Source organism: Stenotrophomonas sp. GZD-301 (assembly GCF_049310345.1).
Classification (GTDB): Bacteria; Pseudomonadota; Gammaproteobacteria; order Xanthomonadales; family Xanthomonadaceae; genus Stenotrophomonas.
Genome location: NZ_JBMOWY010000082.1, coordinates 18,575 through 36,390, shown reverse-complemented (window position 1 = coordinate 36,390; position 17,816 = coordinate 18,575). Strand labels below are relative to the sequence as shown.

General features: G+C 68.6%; 15 protein-coding genes. 7 read left to right on the top strand and 8 right to left on the bottom strand.

The features are described 5' to 3' along the window. Positions 1–666: 666 nt before the first annotated feature. The 3 genes from ACO6VK_RS19695 to ACO6VK_RS19685 form a co-directional block, all read right to left on the bottom strand. Positions 667–1,758 carry a helix-turn-helix domain-containing protein gene (locus tag ACO6VK_RS19695; protein WP_422510117.1) on the bottom strand — a complete coding sequence of 364 codons (1,092 nt, stop codon included), beginning with the start codon at positions 1,756–1,758 and terminating at the stop codon, positions 667–669. A gap of 98 nt (positions 1,759–1,856) precedes the next feature. Further along, positions 1,857–2,984 carry an NAD(P)-dependent alcohol dehydrogenase gene (locus tag ACO6VK_RS19690; RefSeq protein WP_422510115.1) on the bottom strand — a complete coding sequence of 376 codons (1,128 nt, stop codon included), beginning with the start codon at positions 2,982–2,984 and terminating at the stop codon, positions 1,857–1,859. A gap of 14 nt (positions 2,985–2,998) precedes the next feature. Next, positions 2,999–4,465 (bottom strand): benzaldehyde dehydrogenase, encoded by a 1,467-nt coding sequence (locus ACO6VK_RS19685; RefSeq protein WP_422510113.1) that lies wholly within the window; start codon positions 4,463–4,465, stop codon positions 2,999–3,001. A 219-nt stretch (positions 4,466–4,684) separates the two neighbouring features. Here ACO6VK_RS19685 and ACO6VK_RS19680 point away from each other — a divergent pair, with 219 nt between their 5' ends. Further along, positions 4,685–5,278 (top strand): DUF1415 domain-containing protein, encoded by a 594-nt coding sequence (locus ACO6VK_RS19680; protein WP_422510111.1) that lies wholly within the window; start codon positions 4,685–4,687, stop codon positions 5,276–5,278. Next, positions 5,269–6,081 carry an SDR family oxidoreductase gene (locus ACO6VK_RS19675; protein WP_422510109.1) on the top strand — a complete coding sequence of 271 codons (813 nt, stop codon included), beginning with the start codon at positions 5,269–5,271 and terminating at the stop codon, positions 6,079–6,081. The genes ACO6VK_RS19680 and ACO6VK_RS19675 overlap by 10 nt, the downstream gene beginning before the upstream one ends. 260 nt (positions 6,082–6,341) lie before the next feature. Here the strand turns inward: ACO6VK_RS19675 and ACO6VK_RS19670 are convergent, their stop codons facing one another. Beyond that, positions 6,342–8,375, bottom strand: a complete 2,034-nt coding sequence (locus ACO6VK_RS19670) for a M3 family metallopeptidase (RefSeq protein WP_422510107.1) — start codon at positions 8,373–8,375, stop codon at positions 6,342–6,344. Positions 8,376–8,525: 150 nt separating this feature from the next. After that, positions 8,526–9,638 (bottom strand): PLP-dependent cysteine synthase family protein, encoded by a 1,113-nt coding sequence (locus tag ACO6VK_RS19665; RefSeq protein WP_422510105.1) that lies wholly within the window; start codon positions 9,636–9,638, stop codon positions 8,526–8,528. A gap of 111 nt (positions 9,639–9,749) precedes the next feature. Between ACO6VK_RS19665 and gloA the strand changes: the two genes are divergently transcribed. Further along, a complete protein-coding gene (gene gloA, locus ACO6VK_RS19660; RefSeq protein ID WP_422510103.1) occupies positions 9,750–10,277 on the top strand; it encodes a lactoylglutathione lyase in 528 nt (175 codons plus the stop codon). Between the two features lie 57 nt (positions 10,278–10,334). Here the strand turns inward: gloA and ACO6VK_RS19655 are convergent, their stop codons facing one another. Next, positions 10,335–10,712: a hypothetical protein gene (locus ACO6VK_RS19655; protein WP_422510101.1), complete on the bottom strand. Its 378-nt coding sequence runs from the start codon at positions 10,710–10,712 to the stop codon at positions 10,335–10,337. 138 nt (positions 10,713–10,850) lie between these two features. Here ACO6VK_RS19655 and ACO6VK_RS19650 point away from each other — a divergent pair, with 138 nt between their 5' ends. The 3 genes from ACO6VK_RS19650 (at position 10,851) to ACO6VK_RS19640 (ending at position 14,114) form a co-directional block, all read left to right on the top strand. Next, positions 10,851–11,279 carry a VOC family protein gene (locus ACO6VK_RS19650; RefSeq protein WP_422510099.1) on the top strand — a complete coding sequence of 143 codons (429 nt, stop codon included), beginning with the start codon at positions 10,851–10,853 and terminating at the stop codon, positions 11,277–11,279. A gap of 89 nt (positions 11,280–11,368) precedes the next feature. Beyond that, positions 11,369–12,679 (top strand): putative DNA modification/repair radical SAM protein, encoded by a 1,311-nt coding sequence (locus tag ACO6VK_RS19645; RefSeq protein WP_422510097.1) that lies wholly within the window; start codon positions 11,369–11,371, stop codon positions 12,677–12,679. A gap of 1 nt (position 12,680) precedes the next feature. Next, entirely contained in the window at positions 12,681–14,114 is a 1,434-nt protein-coding gene (locus ACO6VK_RS19640) for a UdgX family uracil-DNA binding protein (RefSeq protein ID WP_422510095.1), read from the top strand. A gap of 58 nt (positions 14,115–14,172) precedes the next feature. Here the strand turns inward: ACO6VK_RS19640 and ACO6VK_RS19635 are convergent, their stop codons facing one another. Then, entirely contained in the window at positions 14,173–14,604 is a 432-nt protein-coding gene (locus tag ACO6VK_RS19635) for a CBS domain-containing protein (RefSeq protein ID WP_422510093.1), read from the bottom strand. Positions 14,605–14,963: 359 nt separating this feature from the next. Here ACO6VK_RS19635 and ACO6VK_RS19630 point away from each other — a divergent pair, with 359 nt between their 5' ends. Further along, a complete protein-coding gene (locus tag ACO6VK_RS19630; RefSeq protein WP_422510091.1) occupies positions 14,964–15,797 on the top strand; it encodes an alpha/beta hydrolase family protein in 834 nt (277 codons plus the stop codon). Between the two features lie 14 nt (positions 15,798–15,811). Here ACO6VK_RS19630 and glmS read toward each other — a convergent pair whose 3' ends face one another. After that, positions 15,812–17,653, bottom strand: coding sequence for a glutamine--fructose-6-phosphate transaminase (isomerizing) (gene glmS / locus ACO6VK_RS19625; RefSeq protein WP_422510089.1), 1,842 nt, complete (start codon positions 17,651–17,653; stop codon positions 15,812–15,814). Between the last annotated feature and the right edge of the window lie 163 nt (positions 17,654–17,816).

Below are 17,816 nucleotides of genomic sequence, written 5' to 3'. Positions count from 1 at the left end.
CTGACGCAAGCCGCGTAGAGCCGGGTTCTACCCGGCTGCCTTTCGTTTGGATTCGTGCACACCTGACGCAAGCCGGGCAGAGCCCGGCTCTACGGGGCTGCCGTTCGTTTGGAATCGTGCACACCTGACACCAGCCGGGCAGAGCCCGGCTCTACGGGGCTGCCTTTCGTTTGGATTCCTGCACACCTGATGCAAACCTCGTAGAGCCGGGTTCTACCCGGCTGCCTTTCGTCTGGATTCGTGCACACCTGATGCAAGCCGCGTAGAGCCGGGTTCTACCCGGCTGCCGTTCGTCCGGATTCGTGCACACCTGATGCAAGCCGCGTAGAGCCGGGTTCTACCCGGCTGCCTTTCGTTTGGAATCGTGCACACCTGATGCAAGCCGGGCAGAGCCCGGCTCTACGGGGCTGCCGTTCGTTTGGAATCGTGCACACCTGATGCAAGCCGCGTAGAGCCGGGTTCTACCCGGCTGCCTTTCGTCCGGATTAGTGCACACCTGATGCAAGCCGTGTAGAGCCGGGTTCTACCCGGCTGCCTTTCGTTTGGATTCGTGCACACCTGACACCAGCCGGGCAGAGCCCGGCTCTACGGGGCTGGTTCATTCGCAGCCGGGCAGAGCCCGGCTCTACTGGGTTGGGTTCATGCGCGGCCGGGCAGAGCCCGGCTCTACGGGCGCAGGTGTTTGTACAGGGTGGTGCGTGATACGCCGAGCTGGCGTGCCGCTGCGCTGACGTTGCCCTGTTGTGCCGCGACGGCCTCGCGCATGGCCTGGGCGCTGTGCGCGCGCAGCGTGCGGTCGACCGCCGGCGTGGTGGCTGCGTCCACGCGCAGGCTGGCGCGTGCGGCCAGCGGCGCGCGCAGGTACTGCACATACACCGCGGTGTCCTCGTCCAGTCGTACCCGGTGCGGCGCGCCAGCCTGCAGCAGGCGCCGCCGCTGGTGCACGCTGGCACCGGCAAACAATCCATCCAGCGTCAGCAGCGGCAACGGGCCGCGCCGGGGCAGCCCGAACAGACGCCGTACCACGCGATTGGCGGCCCGGATCTGCCCATCCTCCTGCACGGCCAACAGACCCTGCAGCGGTGAGTGCAGCCAGCGCACGTCGTGCTGCACCGCCAGCAGGTGGCAGGCACGCTGCTCCTGCATGAGACGGTTCTCGGCCGACAACGCGGCCTGGCGGAAATAGCCATGCAGCAGCTCCGCATCGCGCTCGCCGGTGCCGGTGATGTCCAACGCACCCAGCACTTCGCCGTCGAGCCCGTGCAGCGGCACGCTCAGGCAGAACACCGCAGCGAAGCGATCCAGATAATGCTCGTTGCCGCGCACCAGCGCCGGCGCATCGTCGGCCAGGCTGCACGCCGGCGCGGTGGTGCCGATGTCGCATTCGCGAAGCTGGCGCCCCACCTGGATCGGCCGCAGGACCGGCACGTCGGCCAGACCGTGCTCGCGCTGGGCCACCACCATGCCGTCGGCATTGACGCAGAACAGCGTCCACTGCCGGCCGCCGAAGGCAGCCCAGAGATGATCCAGGTCCTCGCGCACGCAACGTGCCAGGCGGCGGTCCGCCGGGGCATCCAGGCGCGCGCCGTGGCGGGCCAGCGGCGCGTAATGCGGCTCCTGCCGCGGCTGCACCCCGGCCAGCCGCGAGCGCTCCCAGGAGCGCTGGACCGGCGGTGCCAGCAGGGCACCGGACAGTGCCCCGCCGTCGGCGAAGTGCTGGCGTGCCGCCGCCAATGCCTGTTGCTGTTCCCGCTGCATGCCGCCCATCGGTCGATCTCCTACCCGGACCGTGAGCGTACACCCGGCAACCTGACTGACGCCGCCGTCGCGACCCCTGCGGGCCGCGACGGACCGTTTCATCCGCCGAGGGTCAGGATCGGCTTGAGCGTGATGCCGCGGGTGCTGTCCTCGGCCGCCTGGTTGATCTGGTCCAGGGGATAGAACTTCACCAGCTTGTCGAACGGGAACCGCCCCTGCTGGTAGAGCTGCACCAGCTGCGGGATGAACACCTTCGGCACGCTGTCGCCTTCGACGATACCGCGGATGCTGCGGCCGCCGAGCAGCAGGTTGTTGACGTCGAACTCGGCCTTGGTGCCCAGGTTCGGTGCGCCCACCACCCCGATCACGCCGAGGCCACCCAGCGCCTCGATGCCCTGCGCGAGCACCTCGGGGCGCCCGGTGGATTCGAGCGCGAAATCGGCGCCGCCGCCGGTGATCGCACGCACGGCCTCGACCACGTCCACCTCGCGGCTGTTGATGACATGGGTGGCGCCCAGTTCGGTGGCCAGCGCCAGCCGCGAGGGCACCACATCGATGGCGATGATGGTGGTTGCGCCGGCAACGCGCGCGGCCATCACCGCGCTCAGGCCCACCGCACCGGCGCCGAAGCTGGCGAAGCTGCTGCCGGCCTGCACCCGGAGCGAATTGATCACCGCACCGGCACCGGTCTGGATGCCGCAGCCCAACGGCCCGAGCAGCTCGATCGGCGCATCGTCGGGCACCTTGATCGCATTGTTCTCACGGCTCAATGCGTAGGTGGCGAACGAGGACTGCGCAAAGAAGTGATCGTGCAGCGGGTTGCCGTCGGGATCCTGGATCGCGGTGCTGCCATCCAGGGCGCCGCCACCGAAGTTCAGGCCGAAGAAATCGCGGCAGTAGGCACCGTGGCCGCCACTGCACGGATTGCAGTGGCCGCACGCGCCGTAGGTCAGCACCACGTGGTCGCCGACCTTGAGGTCCTTGACCCCGGGGCCGAGCGCTTCGACCACGCCCGCACCTTCATGGCCGAGCACGGCCGGCAGCGGCACCGGGTAGTACTGGTCGCGCACGATCAGGTCGGTATGGCACAGCCCGGTGGCGACCACGCGGACCAGCACCTCGTCGTCCTGCGGCCCGCGGATGCGCGCCTTCTCGATCGTGAAGGGCTGTTCTTTCCCGCGCACCACCGCCACGGTGATGTCGCGCAGTTCTGCTGTTGCGGTCATGACAACGTCCTCGTTCAGATCGGATAGGCGGGCGCTTCGCCCTTGACGGTCAGCCACTGCCACTGGGTGAACTCGTCGATGTTGGACGGCCCGCCGATGCTGGTGCCGTTGCCGGAGGCGCCGACGCCGCCGAACGGATTGATCACTTCATCGTTCACGGTCTGGTCGTTGATGTGCAGCAGGCCGGTACGCAGCCGCTCGCCCAGCTTCAGCGCGCGGCCGACGTTGCTCGACAGGATCGCCATCGACAGGCCGTACTCGCTGTCGTTGGCCAGCTCCACCGCCTCATCGTCGGTATCGAACGGCACCACCACCGCGACCGGCGCGAAGATCTCTTCGTGGAACGCCGGGTTGTCGCGGTCCACATCGCTGAGCACGGTGGGTTCGAAGAACAGGTCACGATAGCCGCCGCCGGTGGCCAGCGTGGCGCCGGCGGCCTGCGCCTCGGCGACCACGCGAGCGGCATGGTCACGCTGCTGCGCGTTGATCAGCGGCCCGATCGCCACGTCGCCGGTGGCGGGGTCGCCCACCTTCAACGAGCGCGCCTTGGCCACCAGCTTCTCCAGGAAGCGCGCATGGATGCTGCGCTGGACCAGCACCCGCCCGGTGGCCATGCAGATCTGCCCCTGGTGCAGGTAGACGCCCCAGGCGGTGTTGGCAATGGCCAGGTCGATGTCGGCATCGTCAAGCACGATCAGCGAGTTCTTGCCGCCCAGCTCCAGCGACACCTTTTTCAGATGCCTGCCTGCCGCTTCGCCGACCTTGCGCCCGGCGCCGGTGGACCCGGTGAACTGGATCATGGCGATGTTCGGATCGCTGGTCAGCGCCGCACCGGCCGCACCGTCACCGGGCAGCACGTGCAGCAGCCCGGCCGGCAGGCCGGCCAGTTCGAACAGCCGCGCGATCACAAAGCCGCCGCAGACCGCCGTGCGCGGATCGGGCTTGAGCACCACCGCATTGCCCAGCGCGAGGGCCGGCGCGACCGCACGCATCGCCAGGTACAACGGGAAGTTGAACGGGGCGATCACGCCCACTACGCCGAGCGGTCGGCGGCGTGCCAGGTTCAGCCGGCCCGGCTCGGCGGGCAGCACCTCGCCGATGCTGCGCGAGGGCAGCCCGGCCGCTTCATGCAGCACCTTGGCGTTGACCTTGGCCTCGAAGCCGGCTTTCAGCCGGGTCGAACCGCTTTCGCGGATCAGCCAGTCCACGATCGCATCAGTGTGCTGCTCGGCCAACTGCGCGGCCCGCCGCAGCACCTGCGCACGCGTCTCGTACGGGGCGCTGGCCCAGTCACGCTGCGCCTGCGCGGCGGTGGCGGCCGCGGCGGCAATGCCGGCCGGGTCGGTCATTCCGATCGACCCCAGGGATGCGCCGGTGGCCGGCTCGATCACGTCCTGGACGCTGGCGCCGGCATGCCAGGTGCCGTCGAACATCTTGCCGGTCCACAGCGCGGCGGGCAGGAACTGCGGTGTATCGCTCATCTGTTGGCTCCTATTGACGAAGAACGACCCCAGGGCCGCCTTCTGCACATGGTTCACCCAGGCATTGGATACCTGCCATCGCGCACTGCCTATTGGCCATCGGCGGGAAAGCGGCAACCCACTGCCTGCAAAGGGATTTCCAGCATGCACACTGTCCAGTTAATGGACAGTGGTGCCGGGGCCGTACAATCATCTGCCCAGCCAGCGATACCGCCCGCCATGAACGATGACTCCTTCACCGACGCCACCGCCCTGGACGGCCCCGACGTCATCGCCGAAACCCGCACCTGGCTGGAGCAGATCGTCATCGGCCTGAACCTGTGCCCGTTCGCCAAGGCGGTGTACGTGAAGAACCAGGTGCGCTTCGTGCTCAGCGATGCGACCACGCCGGAAGCGCTGGTCGAGCAGCTTGCCGAGGAACTGGTGCTGCTGCGCGATACGCCGGCCGAACAGATCGACACCACGCTGATCGTGCACCCCGACGTGCTGACCGATTTCCTGGACTACAACGACTTCCTCGACAACGCCGATGCGGCCATCGAGGCGCTCGACCTGCAGGGCATCCTGCAGGTGGCCAGTTTCCATCCGGAGTACCAGTTTGCCGGGGTCGCGCCGGACGATGTGAGCAACTACACCAACCGCGCGCCCTACCCGACCCTGCACCTGCTCCGCGAAGACAGCGTCGAGCGCGCGGTGGCCGCGTTCCCCGACCCGGACGTGATCGTCGAGCGCAACATCGAGACCCTCGACAAGCTCGGCGTGGAGGGCTGGACCCGTCTGCTCGGGCGCAAGGACAATCCGCCGTGCCACTGACCCCGGCGGTCGCCGACTGGCCGGCGCAGCCACTGCGCGACCGCGTGGTGGTGGTCACCGGTGGCGCGCAGGGCGTGGGCCGCGGCATCGCGCAGGCCGTGCTCGGGGCCGGCGGCAGCGTGATGATCGCCGACCTCGACGCCGATGCCGGCAAGGCCTGCCTGAAGGAATGGGCGCTGCCCGAACGCGCCGCGTTCCAGCGCACCGACGTTGCCCGCGAGCGCAGCGTGCAGGCGCTGGTCAACGCCACGCTCAAACGCTTCGGCCGCCTCGACGGGCTGGTCAACAATGCCGGCATCGCCAGCGCGCATGGCACGCCGCTGGACGCGATGACGCTCGCCGAATGGCAGCGCCGGCTGTCCAGCCTGCATGGCGCGTTCCTGTGCAGCAAGCACGCGCTGCCCGCGCTGCGCGCGTCGTCGACGGCTACGCAGACCGGCGCCATCATCAACATCGCGTCCACCCGCGCCTGGCAGTCCGAGGCGGACAGCGAGGCCTATGCGGCCGCCAAGGGCGGGCTGGTGGCCTTCACGCATGCACTGGCGATCAGTGAAGGCCCGCAGGTGCGCGTGAACAGCATCAGCCCCGGCTGGATCACCACCGAGGCGTGGCAGGCACCGGCACGCCGCCGTACGCCCAAGCTGTCGCGCCGCGACCATGCCCAGCACGCGGTCGGCCGCGTCGGCCAACCCGAGGACATCGGTGCGTTGGCCGTGTTCCTGCTGTCATCGCTGTCCGGCTTCATCACCGGGCAGGACCACATCGTCGATGGCGGCATGACCCGGACGATGCTCTACACGTAGGGCCGGCACGGTGCAGAGCCGGCCAGCGATCGTGGCATGACCCGGACCATGCACTACAGGGTTACGCCACGATGGTGGCATGGCCCGGACCATGCTCTACATGTAGTGCCGGCCGCTGGCCGGCTGCTCGTACCGCATCACACCACGCATCCGCGCCGGCACGGTGCAGAGCCGGCCAGCGGCCGGCACTACAGGGTTACGCCACGATTGCGGCGTGAACAGGTGCAGCGCCGGCCCACGATCACGGCATGACCCCACGGTTACGCCATGCCGTTGTGCCGCAGCAATGCCGCCACATCCGGCGCGCGCCCGCGGAAGGCGGCGAAGTTCTCCGCCGCGCTGCGGCTGCCGCCGCGCGACAGCACTTCCTCAAGGAACCGCCGGCCGGTTTCGGCGGTCCTGCCCGGCGCTTCCTCGAACGCGGCGTAGGCATCGGCGCTGAGCACTTCGGCCCACTTGTAGCTGTAGTAGCCGGCCGCATACCCGCCGGCGAAGATGTGGCTGAACTGATGCGGGAAGCGGCTCCAGGCGGGCGGCCGGTTGACCGCCACCTCGTCGCGCACCCGCTCCAGCAGCGCGATGACGCTGTCCTGGGTGGGATCGAACGCGCTGTGCAGCTGCATGTCGAACAGCGCGAACTCCAGCTGGCGGACAGTGAACATGCCGCTCTGGAAATTGCGCGCGGCCAGCATGCGGTCGAACAGCGCGCGCGGCAGTGGCTCGCCCGTGTCGACGTGCGCGGTCATCGCCTGCACCCGGTCCCATTCCCAGCAGAAGTTCTCCATGAACTGGCTGGGCAGCTCCACCGCATCCCACTCCACGCCGTTGATGCCGGCCACGGCAAGCTCACCGACGCGGGTCAGCAACTGGTGCAGCCCGTGGCCCATTTCGTGGAACAGCGTGGTGACATCGCTGTGGGTGAAGGTGGCCGGGCGTCCATCGCTGCCACGGCCGAAGTTGCAGACCAGGTAGACCAGCGGCGTCTGCACGCCGGCTGCGGTCGCGCGCCGGTTGCGGCAGTCGTCCATCCACGCCCCGCCACGCTTGCCTTCGCGGGCGTACAGGTCCAGGTAGAACTGCCCGACGAGGGCGCCCTGCGCATCCACCAGGCGGAAGAAGCGCACGTCCGGGTGCCATACCGGCGCGCTGTCGGGCAGCACCTGCAGGCCATACAGCTCGTGGATGACGTTGAACAATCCCGCCAGCACGGTCGGCTCGGTGAAGTACGGTTTCACCTCCTGCTCGGAGTAGCTGTAACGCGCCTGCTTGAGCTTCTCTCCGGCGTAGGCGAGGTCCCAGGCCTGCAGCGCGTCCAGCTGCAGTTCGTCGCGTGCAAAGGCCTCCAGCTCGGCGCGGTCGCGCTGCGCGTAGGGCTTGGCGCGGGCGGCCAGGTCACGCAGGAAGCCCAGTACCTGCGGGGCGTCCTGCGCCATCTTGGTGGCGATGGAGTACTCGGCGTAGTTGGGGAAGCCGAGCAGCGCGGCCAGCTCGGTGCGCAGCGCCAGGATGCGCGCGATGTTGGCGCTGTTGTCGAGCGCGGCATCGCCGAATTCAGAGGCCCGTTCGGCATTGGCGCGGTACAGCGTTTCACGCAGTGGACGATGATCGGCATAGGTCTGCACCGGCAGGTAGCACGGCATCTGCAGCGTCAGCTTCCACCCGGGCAGCCCGGCCTTCTCTGCCGCTTCACGCGCGGCGGACACCACGTCGGCGGGCAGACCCGCCAGCGCGATGCGGTCGTCCACGTGCAGCGACCAGGCATCGGTGGCATCCAGCACGTTCTGCGAGAAGGTCGCCGAGAGGGCCGCCAGTTCCTCCTGGATCGCACTGAAACGCGCCTTGCCGGCGTCGTCCAGCTCCGCGCCACCGAGGCGGAAATCACGCAGCGCGTTGTCCAGCACCTTGCGCCGGGCCGGCGTGTAGTGCGCCGCCTCGGGCGCCTCGGCCAACGCACGGTACTGCGCGTACAACGCCAGGTTCTGGCCCATCGCGGTGCCAAAGCGCGTCACCCGGGGCAGGTTGGCGTTGTAGGCCTCGCGCAGCGCCGGGGTATTGACCACCCCCTGCAGATGGGTCACCTGGCCCCAGGCGCGCCACAGCCGGTCGGTGGCGTCGTCAAGCGGCTCCACGAACGTTGCCCAGGTCACCGGGGTGACGGTCTCGGCCACCGTCACGGCCGCCTCGGCCTCGGCCAGCAGCGCCTCGATGGCCGGGCCGATGTGGTCGGGCTGGATCACGTCGAAGCGCGGCAGGCCGGAAAAATCGAGCAGGGGATTGGTGGGGGTCACGGGCATCTCCAGACAACAGGGCCGCACGCGCGGCATCGCCCACGATATGGCACTGCCCCGGGCCGCGCACAAGGTCCACGCCCACGGCGATGGCCGACGTTCACGCCCGGCCGACGCGGCCGGCCGACAGCCCCGGCGGCCGGCCCTGCCGCTGGATCAGTACAGCGTTTCCAGCGCGGCGTGCGGCAACGGCGCCAGCCCCTGGCCATTCACGGCCGCGGCGATGAGCGCATCGGGCTGCTCCACCTCGATGCCCTGGCGCGGATACCAGTCGGGGTTGTAATAGCTGTGCGCGTAGCGTTCGCCGCTGTCGCACAGGATGGTCACGATCGATCCGCTGCGGCCGGCCTGGCGCATCCATTCGGCGGCCTGCAGCACACCGATGAAGTTGGTGCCGGTCGAGCCGCCGACGCGGCGGCCCAGCTGCCGGCTGACATGGCGCATCGCAGCCAGGCTCAGCGCATCGGGCACCTTCACCATCGCATCCACGCTGGTCGGAATGAAGCTGGATTCGACCCGCGGCCGGCCGATTCCCTCCACGCGCGAGCCACCGCTGCAGGTCAGCTCGCGCCACGGCTGCCCGGCCAGGGCCGCGCAGTAGCCGTCGTAGAACACCGACACTTCCGGGTCCGCGCACAGGATGCGGGTGTCATGGCGGCGGTAGCTCACGTAGCGCCCCAACGTGGCGGCGGTGCCGCCCGTACCGGGGCTGCACACGATCCACTCGGGAATCGGATGCGGCTCTTCGGCCATCTGCTTGAAGATGGATTCGGCGATGTTGTTGTTGGCGCGCCAGTCGGTGGCGCGCTCGGCGTAGGTGAACTGGTCCATGAAATGGCCGCCGGTATCGCGGGCGAGCTTTTCCGAATCGCAGTTCAGGTCGCAGGCACGCTCCACCAGGTGGCAGCTGCCGCCCTGGAACTCGATCGCGGCGATCTTCTCCGGCGAGGTCGTGGCCGGAATCACCGCGATGAACGGCAGGCCCAGCAGACGGGCGAAGTAGGCCTCGGACACGGCGGTGGAGCCACTGGAGGCCTCGATTACCGGGCGGCCCTCACGCAGCCAGCCGTTGGTCAGCGCATACAGGAACAGCGAGCGCGCCAGCCGATGCTTCAGGCTGCCGGTGGGGTGGCTGGATTCGTCCTTGAAATACAGGTCGATGCCGGCATACCCGGGCAGGTCCATCGGAATCAGATGGGTATCGGCCGAGCGGTTGAAATCGGCTTCGATCTTGCGGATGGCGGCGGCCACCCATTCACGCTGCGACATGACGAATGCTGCACAAGGAGACGCCCCATTCTACCGTCGCGGCCCGGCCACGCGGGGGCCGTTAGAATGGGCGGTCTCGCCGCCGCGCGCGGCCTCCCTCAGAGGATCCCCATGACCCTTGCCTCGTTGCAGTCCCAGCCCGGCGTTGCCGCCCAGCCGCCGGCCGAAACCAGCGGTTTCGTGTTCAACCACACCATGCTGCGCGTGAAGGACATCGCCGCCTCGCTGGACTTCTACACCCGCGTGCTCGGCTTCCGCCTGATCGACCAGCGCGACTTCGCCGAGGCCGAATTCAGCCTGTACTTCCTGGCCCTGCTGCCGGCGGGCACCGAAATTCCCGCCGGCGACGATGCCCGCCGGGTGTGGATGGCCGGCATTCCCGGCGTGCTGGAACTGACCCACAACCACGGCACCGAAACCCAGGACGGGGCGGTCTACCACAACGGCAACAGCGATCCGCGCGGCTTCGGCCACATCTGCGTCTCGGTGCCGGACATCCAGGCCGCCTGCAAGCGCTTCGACGACCTGCAGGTGCCGTACCAGAAGCGCCTGGAAGACGGCCGCATGAAGCACCTGGCCTTCATCAAGGACCCGGACGGCTACTGGGTGGAGATCATCTCCAACACCCCGATCGCCTGATCCATCGGCGCGTGCCGCGTGCGCCGGTCTGCCCGGCGCGCGCGATCCCCGGCCCGGTCAGGGCTGGGGCTGGGGCTGGCCCTGGAATTCGAAGGCCGCGTGGAACGGCGCCTTGGGCGGCACGAAGACAGTCGTGCCGGCAAATCCGGCCTCGATGCACCGCGCGACCGGATCATCGCCCTCGCGCCAGGTGCGCACCACCCTGCCCTGCGCATCCAGCTGCAGCACCACGGTGAACGCGGCCAGCGCGTCCGGTGCGGGCGTGGGCAGGCAGCGTGCGAAGCCATCGCCCCCCACCCGGCTCATGCCATCGATCATGGCGGTATAGGCCGCCGGTTCCAGACTGCCTTCATCGCTGTGCGCCAACGCGCGCACCTGGTCGTAGCCGGTTCCCACGGCCGCCTGGGCCAGCAGCATCCACCACAGCATCGTCATTCCTCCCCGCCATGCCACGATGGCGCCAGTGCGCAGCCTAGGGCAGCGCGCGCACGGGCGGAAGAGTGCGCGCCACTGTAGTGCAGCCAGCGGCGCTCGGTGCTATATCTGCCGGCCTGTCCACCCAACGGAGTCGGCATGGAAACCATGCACCTGCACCGCGGCCGCCTGATCGATCACCTGCAGCTGGTGGTCCGTGACCTCGCCGCCAGCCGCCGCTTCTACCAGGCGGTGTTCGACACGATCGGCATCCCCATCGCCGGCGAAGGCGACACGTATTTCTGGGCCGACGAACTGTTCATCTCCACCGCCGACAGCGAGGCTGCGGCCGGTGAACTGACCGGGCGCCACCACCTGGCCTTCCAGGCACGCGACCGCGCCACCGTGGATGCCTTCCACGTCGCCGCGCTGGCTGCCGGCGGCAAGGACAACGGCGCGCCCGGCGAACGGCCGTACCACCCGGGCTACTACGGCGCGTTCGTGATCGATCCGGACGGCAACAACATCGAGGTCGTGTACCACGGCGAGGCCACCTACAGCGCCGATTCGGTGGAAGTCACCTTCTGACGGCGTGCGCCTGCGGCCGGCGCTGAACGCTTCAGCGTCGGGGTGGCTGCGTCTCATGGGATGAGACCGGTGCTGCCTACCGTATCGGCATGGAAACGATCCGCAAGCTGGCGATCCTGGCCGATGCCGCCAAGTACGACGCCTCCTGCGCCTCCAGTGGTGCAGGCAAGCGCGACTCGCGCACATCGGGCGGCATCGGCAGCACCGAAGGCGCCGGCATCTGCCACAGCTACACGCCGGATGGCCGCTGCGTCTCGCTGCTGAAGATCCTGCTCACCAACTTCTGCATCTACGACTGCGCGTACTGCGTCAACCGCGTGTCCAGCAACGTGCCGCGCGCGCGTTTCAGCGTGGCCGAAGTGGTGGCGTTGACGATGGACTTCTACAAGCGCAACTACATCGAAGGCCTGTTCCTCTCCAGCGGCATCATCCGCAACGCCGACTACACGATGGAGCAGATGGTGGAGGTGGCCCGCGTGCTGCGCGAGGAGCACCGTTTCGCCGGCTATATCCACCTCAAGACCATTCCCGAGGCGTCGCCGGAACTGCTGGCCGCGGCCGGTCGCCATGCCGACCGCCTGTCGATCAACATCGAGCTGCCGACCGAAGCCGGGCTGGCCAGTTTCGCGCCGGAAAAATCGCTGCCGTCCATTCGCGGGGCGATGGGCGAACTGCGCTGGCGCATCGAAGAAGCCAAGCAGGCCAAGGCCGACAGCGACGCCGGCGCCGCCACGGTGTCGTCGCCGCTGGCGGCCACGCCGCTCAAGCGTGCCGGGCGCGCCCGCCCACCGCGCTTCGCCCCGGCCGGGCAGAGCACGCAGATGATCGTCGGTGCCGACGGCGCCAGCGACCAGCAGATCCTCAGCGCGGCCGACAACCTGTACGGCAACTACCGGATGCGCCGGGTGTACTACTCCGCCTTCAGCCCGATTCCCGATGCCAGCCGCCTGCTGCCGCTGCAGGCACCGCCGCTGGCACGCGAACACCGCCTGTACCAGGCCGACTGGCTGCTGCGCTTCTACGGCTACGCGGTGGAGGAGATCACCGACACCACCCAGGGCGGCATGCTCGATCTGGATATCGACCCGAAGATGGCCTGGGCGATCCGCCACCCCGAGCGCTTCCCGGTCGATCTCAACGTGGCCTCGAAGGACATGCTGCTGCGCGTGCCCGGGCTGGGCGTACGCAACGTGAAGCGGGTGCTGATGGCACGGCGTCACGGCCGCCTGCGTGTGGCCGACGTGGCGCGCCTGCGGGCGCCGATGCGCACGCTGCTGCCATTCGTACAACTGGCCGACCACCACCCCCGCCGCGCACTGGACAACCCGGCCGCCCTGCGCGCGCGCCTGGCACCGCCACCGCGGCAGGCATCACTGTTCCCCGACGCGGCCGCGCAGTGAGATGACGCGCTGGAGTGTGCGGGTGGATCCGGTGTGGTCGCTGCCGGCATGGCGCGACACCGCGCGGCTGGCGCTGCAGCACCGCGTTGCACCGGAACAGCTCGACTGGCTGCAGGCCGGCGAGGCCTCGCTGCTGGATGCGCCGGCACTGGCCAGCCTGCCTGCACCGGCCACCGACAGCGCCACCATTGCCGTGCCGCAGGCGTTCGTCGACCTGGCGTCCACCTGCCTGTGCCACAGCGACCCGCAGCGGCTCCCGCTGCTGTACCGCATGCTGTGGCGCATCGTGCACGGCGAGCGCGGCCTGCTCACCAACCCGGCCGACCCGGATGTGCTCCGCGCAATGGCGCTGGCCCAGGCGGTGCGCCGCGACAGCCACAAGATGAAGGCTTTCGTGCGCTTCCGCGAAGTGCCGGGCGAAGACAATGCATTCATTGCCTGGTTCGAACCGGAGCATCACATCGTGGACCGCGTTGCGCCGTTCTTCGCGCGCCGGTTCGCCGGCATGCGCTGGGCGATCCTGACCCCGGCGCGCAGCGTGCAGTGGGATGGCCACGCGCTCGCGTTCGGCCCCGGTGCACGGCAGCAGGATGCGCCGCACGAGGATGCGCGCGAAGCGCTGTGGCGTACCTACTACGCCAACATCTTCAACCCGGCCCGGCTCAACACGCGGATGATGCAGCAGGAGATGCCGGCCCGTTACTGGAAGCATCTGCCCGAAGCGGCGCTGCTGCCCGGCCTGGTGCGCGACGCCGGTGACCGGGTGCAGGAAATGCACGACCGCCAGGCGCAGGCGCCGACACGGCGCATCCCGCAACCGGCCCCGGCGGCAGCCCCCGCGCCTGTCGGCCTTGACGGGCTGCGCGAGGCGGCCACGCGCTGCCGACGCTGCCCGCTCTGGGAGCCGGCCACGCAGACCGTGTTCGGCCACGGCCCCGCAGACGCCCGGATCATGCTGGTGGGCGAACAACCGGGTGATGCCGAAGACCTGAGCGGGCATCCCTTCGTGGGACCGGCCGGTCAGCTGCTCGACCGCGCGTTGCGCGAGCTGGGCATCGACCGCAGCACGCTGTACCTGACCAACGCGGTCAAGCATTTCCGTTTCGAGCGGCGCGGCAAGCGGCGCATCCACACCCCTCCGCACGCCACCCACATCAACGCGTGCCGCGACTGGCTGAAGGGCGAGATCGAGAACGTCCGCCCCGAGGTGATCGTGTGTCTGGGCGCAACCGCGGCAACGGCCGTGTTCGGTGCCGGCTTCAGGCTGAAGGACCACCGCGGCCGCTGGCATTCACTGGACGATGGCACGCGCGCGTTCGCCACGGTGCATCCGGCATGGGTACTGCGACAGAGCGATGGAGAGGCGCGGGAGGCGGCGTATCGGCTGCTGCTGGAGGACCTGCGACGGCTGGTCGACGACCGCTACGGGCGGTGACGCGCTCCCGGGGTGCCGGCCAGCGGTCGGCACCCACCCGCGTTGCTGTCGGCTGGCGTCAATGCGCCGCCATGTAGATGTCCTGCAGCACGGCCTTCTCCAGCTCCAGTTCGCTGAGCAGGTTCTTGACGATGTCGCCCAGGCTCAGGATGCCGACCAGCTTGGCGTCCTCGGTCACCATCAGGTGGCGGTGCCGCGAGTAGGTCATCAATGCCATCGCCTGCTTCAGCGTCGCCTCCGGGGCGATGCCTTCCAGACCTGCCGACGGCAACGTCGCGATGACCCGGCGCCCCGCCTGCGGGCCGTCGTCGGCCAGGCTGCGCACGATGTCCTTCTCGGAAATGATCCTTACCGGTGCATCGTCCTTCATCACCACGAGGGCGGCGATCTTGTGCGCGCTCATCTTGTGTGCGGCGGCACCGATGGTGTCGTCCACGTCGATGGTGACGATGGGTTGTTTCTTGGACTGCAGGAGTTCGCGGACGTTCATTCTTGTTTCCTGGTGCAGGTTACTGAAGTCGAGAGGTGCGCCTGGTTGCAGCGAGGGAGGCAGCATGTGCGCCCGGTCCTCGGTCATTCGATTCTACGGCCGCACCTTGGCCCAGGAGTTTGCAGATCTGGGACAGTTCGTCGCTGAAAACGGCTGACGACCCGAGAATGGCACCGCCAGGAAAACCGTCGCTGAATGCCGCCGTGGCCTACCCCTAAAGTTCACCCCGCCGCGACCGACGGGGTCGGCGGGCGGGCGGGCGAAGTGACTTCCGGCACGTCGATCCGATGACCGCCGGCACCTGCCCCGGCCGGGCCCGGTTTCTACAGTGGCACTGTCTTCTTCAGATGGATGCCTGCATGACCCGGTCCCTGTTCTTCCGCGGCCTGATCGCCGCCCTGCTGTCGCTGACGTGCCTGGCCACCGCCTGGGCGGCCCCCTCCGACACAGTGCCGTTGCAGGTATCCGCGCAACGCGCCACCACGATGGATGTCTGGGTACCGGCGGAGGTCCGCGGCGTGGTGCTGTTCTCCAGCGGTCACGGCGCATGGCCGGCACGCTATGACGCGTTGCTGCAGGCGTGGAAGGACGCGGGGTTCGCCGTGGTGGCACCGCTGCACGTCGATTCGGTCAGGCACCCGGACCGGGCGCAGTTCTCGCTGCAGCAGGGCTTCAGCGAACGCCTGGTGGACATGCGTGCGGCCAGTGCCTACGCCGCGGCACGCTGGCCGCAGGTGCCGGTGGTGGCTGCCGGCCACAGCCTGGGCACGTTGATTTCGGCGGTACTCGGCGGCGCGCTTGCGGATCTTGGGCCGCTGCGTGATCCCACCGTGGTGGCGGTGCTGGGCTACTCGTCGCCGGGCCGGATCCCAGGCCTGATCGGGCCGCAGTCGTATGCCACGCTGGCGGTGCCGCTGCTGCTGATCACCGGCGACGAAGACCGGGTGCCGGGCTTCGTCACCGATCCGGTGGATCATCTGTACCCGGTGCAGACCGCACCGGCAGGCGACAAGACCGCGCTGGTGCTGTCAGGCGGCGACCACAACCTGATCGGCGCACAGGACGGCGCACGGGTGGCTCGTGCCCGTGCCCTCGGCACCGCGTTCCTGCAGTCCCGTGTGCTGGCCGACGATCAGGCGGCGCAGCTGCTCACTGCGCCGCCGCGCGACGGCGAGCAGTGGCTGCGCCGCTGACTCGCGACGGCGGATTACTCCACCGTCACGCTCTTGGCCAGATTGCGCGGCTTGTCCACGTCGGTGCCGCGTGCCAGCGCGGTGTGGTAGGCGAGCAGCTGCACCGGCAGGGTGTGCACGATCGGACTGAGCACACCGGCATGGCGCGGCGTACGGATCACGTGCACGCCTTCGGACTCGACGAAGTTGCTGTCCTGGTCGGCGAACACGAACAGCTCGCCACCGCGTGCGCGCACTTCCTGCATGTTGGATTTGACCTTCTCCAACAGGCTGTCGTTCGGTGCGATCACCACCACCGGCATGTCTTCGTCCACCAGTGCCAGCGGCCCGTGCTTGAGCTCGCCCGCCGGATAGGCTTCGGCGTGGATGTAGGAGATTTCCTTGAGCTTGAGCGCGCCTTCCAGCGCGATCGGGTAGTGCAGGCCGCGCCCCAGGAACAGCGCATTGGGCTTGCGCGCAAAGCGCTCGGCCCAGGCCGCGATCTGCGGCTCCAGGTTCAACGCATGCTGCACGCTGCCCGGCAGGAAGCGCAGTTGTTCCAGGTAATCCGCTTCCTGCGCGGCGTCCACACGACCGTGCAGTTTGCCCAGCACCACGGTCAGCTGGAACAGTGCAGCCAGCTGGGTGGTGAAGGCCTTGGTCGAGGCCACGCCGATCTCGGCACCGGCACGGGTGTAGCAGACCAGCTCGCTGGCACGCGGAATCGCGCTTTCCGGCACGTTGCAGATCGACAGCGTGTGCAGGTGCCCCAGCGACTTGGCGTACTTGAGCGCCTCCATCGTATCCAGCGTTTCACCGGACTGGGAGATGGTGACGATCAGGTGCTTCGGATTGGCATACGCGGCGCGGTAGCGGTACTCGCTGGCGATCTCCACGCTGCACGGCAGGCCGGAGATGGCTTCGATCCAGTAGCGCGCGGTCAGACCGGCGTAGTAGCTGGTGCCGCACGCGATGATCTGCACGCCTTCGATGCCCGACAGCACCGCCTCGGCGTTCCTGCCGAACAGCTCGGCCGGGAAACCGCCGGCGTCGATCGCCGCTTCGATGGTGTCGCCCAGCGCACGCGGCTGCTCGTGGATTTCCTTCTGCATGAAGTGGCGGTACGGGCCCAGCTCCAGCGAGGCCAGCGACACGTCCGACAGGTGCACATCGCGCACCACCGGCTGGTCCTGGTCGTCATACACCTGCACGCCATCGCGGCGGATGTCGGCGGTGTCGCCTTCTTCCAGGAAGATCACCCGGCGCGTGGCCGAGATGACCGCCGACACGTCGGAGGCGACGAAGTTCTCGTCCTCACCCAGGCCGACCAGCAACGGGCAGCCCATGCGTGCGCACACGAAATGGTCCGGCTCGGCGCGGCTCATCACGGCCAGCGCGTAGGCACCGGTCAATTCCTTGACCGTGCGCTGCAACGCCGACAGCAGGGTGTCGCCGTCCTTGAGGTGGTGGTGCATCAGGTGCGCGATGACTTCGGTATCGGTCTGCGACTCGAAGGTGTAACCCAGCGCGATCAGTTTCTCGCGCTGCTCTTCGTGGTTCTCGATGATGCCGTTGTGGACCAGCGCCACGCCGTGGCTGATGTGCGGGTGCGCATTGGCTTCGGTCACACCGCCGTGCGTGGCCCAGCGGGTGTGGCCGATGCCCAGCATGGCGTCGAAGCCTTCGCTGCTGGCGGCCTTCTCCATCTCCGCCACGCGCCCGGTGCGGCGCACGCGGCGCACCTGCGCCTGGCCGTCGCCCTGTTCCAGCACCGCGATGCCGGATGAATCGTAGCCGCGGTATTCCAGCCGCTTCAGTCCTTCGATGAGTACCGGTACCACGTCGCGATTGGCGATCGCTCCCACAATGCCGCACATATGAGTCTGATCCCTGCCGTTGAGCCCCGCATTCTAGCGTGGCGCCCGTGTCCGCCACGCCGCTGTCCGCTTAACGAAAGTGTCCGCGTGGGTGTCCGCGGACAGGCGGACAGATCGACCTGAAGTTCAAGCCATTGTTTTTACTGGGTTAAAAGTTGGCACG